This is a genomic window from Streptomyces sp. NPDC057654, from assembly GCF_042800135.1.
Lineage (GTDB): Bacteria > Actinomycetota > Actinomycetes > Streptomycetales > Streptomycetaceae > Streptomyces.
The window spans coordinates 1-3729 of record NZ_JBHVHQ010000845.1; the positions used below are offsets into that span (position 1 = coordinate 1).

General features: G+C 65.5%; 5 protein-coding genes. 3 read left to right on the forward strand and 2 right to left on the reverse strand.

Annotation, left to right across the window (positions count from 1 at the left end):
- The coding region (locus ACFU99_RS36985; protein ID WP_384401047.1) for a hypothetical protein at positions 1 to 523 on the forward strand (523 nt) is incomplete at its 5' end.
- A 50-nt stretch (positions 524 to 573) separates the two neighbouring features.
- Here ACFU99_RS36985 and ACFU99_RS36990 read toward each other — a convergent pair.
- Positions 574 to 804, reverse strand: a complete 231-nt coding sequence (locus tag ACFU99_RS36990) for a hypothetical protein (RefSeq protein WP_384401050.1) — start codon at positions 802 to 804, stop codon at positions 574 to 576.
- 231 nt (positions 805 to 1035) lie between these two features.
- Here ACFU99_RS36990 and ACFU99_RS36995 point away from each other — a divergent pair, with 231 nt between their 5' ends.
- Positions 1036 to 1866, forward strand: a complete 831-nt coding sequence (locus ACFU99_RS36995; RefSeq protein ID WP_384401053.1) for a PIG-L family deacetylase — start codon at positions 1036 to 1038, stop codon at positions 1864 to 1866.
- Between the two features lie 6 nt (positions 1867 to 1872).
- Here the strand turns inward: ACFU99_RS36995 and ACFU99_RS37000 are convergent, their stop codons facing one another.
- Positions 1873 to 2211: a hypothetical protein gene (locus ACFU99_RS37000; RefSeq protein WP_384401056.1), complete on the reverse strand. Its 339-nt coding sequence runs from the start codon at positions 2209 to 2211 to the stop codon at positions 1873 to 1875.
- Positions 2212 to 2766: 555 nt separating this feature from the next.
- Between ACFU99_RS37000 and ACFU99_RS37005 the strand changes: the two genes are divergently transcribed.
- The coding region (locus ACFU99_RS37005) for an AAA family ATPase (RefSeq protein WP_384401059.1) at positions 2767 to 3729 on the forward strand (963 nt) is incomplete at its 3' end.

A 3729-nucleotide genomic window follows, 5' to 3' on the forward strand; every position in this document is an offset into this window, starting at 1 on the left:
TGCCACCCCCGAGCAGCCCGCAAATCCATCAGAATCCAGCACGATTGGACGACGCATGCTCACCCTGGACTTCACGCCACAGAGCAGAAATGATCTTCCCAGCACATCGGTACGCCCGGGTGAAATCTATCTGGAAACCGAAAGCGCCACGAATCTTCGTTACGGGTATTTCAATTACCCAATTACGTTCGAGGCGGACGGCAAGCAAATCCTCCATCACGCCACCGCACCCCTCATTGATTTCATGTTCTGCCTCGCTTTCTCCATAGAGGAAATCCACTCGACAGGGAAGTCCGATATCGACTTCACCGAGAACTCCTACGTGATTCAGCTCCACCGAAATGGAGAAACCTTGAGAATCACAGCACCCCGCAAGGGGATCGAAGCCGAATGCCTCGCGGAGGAGTACTTCAAGGCCGCAGTAGATCTTATCGGGAAAGGGGTGGCACATATTACGGCCCATTATCCAGCGATGGCCCAGAATCCTACTATCGAGAACCTTCGAGAGGTCGCAAAGATCTGATCTTCATCAAGACTCCTCTCAACGGAGATCAGGTGAAAGAACTCCGAAACTCACGCCCGCCCCGGCCGCCTCTCGCCGGTATTGGAGATGTAGACGGTGAACAGCTTCACGAGTTCGGTGGGGTTGCTGTTCTCCTTGGTGATGTGGTGGGGGTCGGGTTGCTCGGATCGCTTGGCGGGGTGCGTGGGGGCTGCTGCGTCGGCGCGCAGCTCGGCGGCATCCTCGATACGGCAGTCGACCCGACCACGTGGCCGACACCTCCGCGGGGACACTGAGAGCAAGGGCTTTTCAGATACCCCGAGGACACGACCGCCGGCAGGCCGGATGGTCCGGGCGGGAACAGTTGGTGTGGTCGGCGCGGTTACATGGGCTGGGGGCTGTGCTGGGTGGGTGGGAGACGGGGTCGTTTCGGCGTTCGTTCCGCTTGGAGGCCGGCTCCCGGGGGCGCCGATCGCGCCCCGGGTATGGGGATCACGACGTATTTTCCGCAGTTTCCGCAGGAGGACTGTTCCATGACTGACCGGCCCTTGACGCTCATGGCCGTACACGCCCACCCCGACGACGAGGCCACGAGCACGGGAGGGGTCCTCGCGCAGTATGCGGCGGAAGGGGTGCGGACGGTTCTGGTGACCTGTACCGACGGGCGGTGCGGGGACGGGCCGGAGGGGGTGAAGCCGGGTGACGCCGGTCACGATCCCGAGGCCGTTGCCGTGATGCGGCGTCGTGAGCTCCAGGAGAGCTGTGACGTTCTGGGGGTCAGCCATCTGGAGATGTTGGACTATGCCGACTCCGGGATGATGGGCTGGGCCAGCAACGACGCCCCCGAGTCCTTCTGGCAGACCCCCGTGGAGCAGGGAGCCGCCCGGCTCGCGGAGCTCATGGAGCGCTATCGGCCCGATGTGGTCGTCACCTATGACGAGAACGGGTTCTACGGGCACCCCGACCACATCCAGGCCAACCGCATCACGATGGCGGCGCTGGAGATGACCGAGCTGACGCCGAAGGTCTACTGGACGACCATGCCGCACTCCATGATGCAGCGCTTCGGTGAGCTCATGAGCGAATTCGGGGACATGCCGGAGCCGGACCCCGCCGAGGTCGCCGCGCTGGCCGAGATCGGCCTTCCCGACGACGAGATCACCACCTGGGTCGACACCACCGCCTTCAGCGGTCAGAAGTTCGACTCGCTGGCCGCGCACGCCAGCCAGGGCGAGAACATCTTCTTCCTCAAGATGGGCAAGGAGAGGTTCGGCGAGTTGATGGGCATGGAGACCTATGTGCGCGTCCGGGACACCACCGACGCGCCTCTCCCCGAGAACGATCTCTTTGCCGGGTTGCGCTGATCCCGTTCAGTTGCCGGGGGCGTTGAAGCGGTGCTCACGGCGGTGCTTCAGGCCGCGGTAGGCGGTCCGGATCATCGTCAGGACGGCGGTGAGGACGAGGAAGAGAGCGAGCAGGGGGATCGGGTTTCCCACGCCTGTGGTGATGCCCAGTGCTCCGTCGCTCTTCTTCACCGTCTCGAAGATCAACGAGCCGAAGAACGCCTTCCGTTCGACGACCTCGTCAGTGCCCGTGATGAACATGACCATGAGGGTGAGCAGGGCCCCCGCCGCGGCTACCAGGGTCAGCAGGGCGGCCCCCGCGGCGGACTTCAGTACCGACCGCGCCTTGAACATTCCTTCGCCCATCCGCACCCGCCCCCTTTTCAGTCGATCATGGTCGTCACCATAACCAGGGCCAAACCAAAGGGTCAAGGCAACGCAAAAGTCGGCCGTCGGCCCGGACGAATGCCGCTTGCGCAGTAAGCAGAAATTCTCCCCTTCGGCCCTTTTCCTCTACAGCGCGGTTGGCGGAATTCCGTACCGATCCCCCATCGAAGGCTGTTGAGTTCATCGGCTGCGCGAGGATCACCTATCCGCATATCCGAATGTCCGCATATCCGAATGTCCGCGTGTCCGAATGTCCGCGTGTCCGAATGCCCGCGCGTCCGAATGCCCGCGCGTCCGAATCTTGGCCGTCCCCTCACTCCGCAAAATTGTCATGCTCATGACCATTCTGCCCGCCCTGCCCCACACCCCTGCCTCCCCCGCCCCCACCCCACACCCCCGCCCCTTCGGGCAGGGGATTCCCCATCCCAGCGCCTGCTTGGGGGATTTGACTGACCGAGTTGACAAATCTCACGCTAACTCATCACGCTTTGAAGGCGTTAGAGGTTCTAACACTGGTAGAGGAGGCAGTCTCCTATGCAGCTCGTTGCCCGGGAGAAGGAGCGGATCGAGATCGATCGGCTGCTGGCCTCGGCGGCTGCCGGGCGTGGGGGCGCCCTCGTCGTGGCCGGCGAGGCGGGGATCGGGAAGTCGGCGTTGCTCGATTCCGTCACGGGGGGTCTGGAAGGGTTCGCCGTCGTGCGGTCCGCGGGGGCCGAGTTCGAGCAGGATTTGCTTTACGCGACGCTGTATCAGTTGTGCGCGCCATTTCTCAGGTTTCGCTTCGGGCTGCCGGGCGTGCAGCAGGCGGCCCTGGAGGCCGTGTTCGGGCTCGGGGAGCAGACCTCGCCCGATCCGCTGACGGTCGGGCTCGCGGTGCTCGGGCTGCTGCACGAGGCGGCGCACGAGCAGCCGGTGTGGTGTGTGGTGGACGACGCGCAGTGGCTCGACGACGCCTCGCGGCGAGCGCTGGTCTTCGTGGCGCGGCGGGTTGCCGTCGAGCGGGTCGCGGTGGTGTTCGCCGTCCGCGAGGTCGCACCCGGCTGCGGGCTCGCGGATCTGCCGCGGCTGCCGCTGCCGGGGCTCGGGGACGAGGACGCGCGGGCGGTGCTGGGGGCGGTGACGCACACCGGGCTGGACTGCGAGGTGTTCGACCGGATTCTGGCCGAGGCGCACGGCAACCCGCTCGCGCTGCTGGAGTTCGCGCACGACGCCGGGCCGTTCGGGGTCGCCCGCCCGATGCGCGCGCGGGCCGGTGTGGTGGCCGCGCTGGAGGAGCAGTTCGTACGCCGCCTCGACCGCTTGCCGCCCACCGTACGGACGCTGGTGGTGCTCGCCGCGGCGGAGCCCGTCGGCGATCTCGGGCTGCTGCGGCGCGCGGCGGTGCTCCTCGGCCTCGACGCCGCGGAACTGGAGACGGCGGAGAACGCCGGGCTGTTGTCGCTGGGGCCGCGGCTGCGGTTCCGGCATCCGCTCGTACGGTCGTCGGTGTACGCCGCG

What these genes read in the sequence shown, in the direction of transcription:
- ACFU99_RS36995 (WP_384401053.1), top strand. Translation starts at nt 1,036, where the DNA reads ATGACTGACCGGCCCTTGACGCTCATGGCCGTACACGCCCACCCCGAC.
- ACFU99_RS37000 (WP_384401056.1), bottom strand. Translation starts at nt 2,211, where the DNA reads ATGGGCGAAGGAATGTTCAAGGCGCGGTCGGTACTGAAGTCCGCCGCG.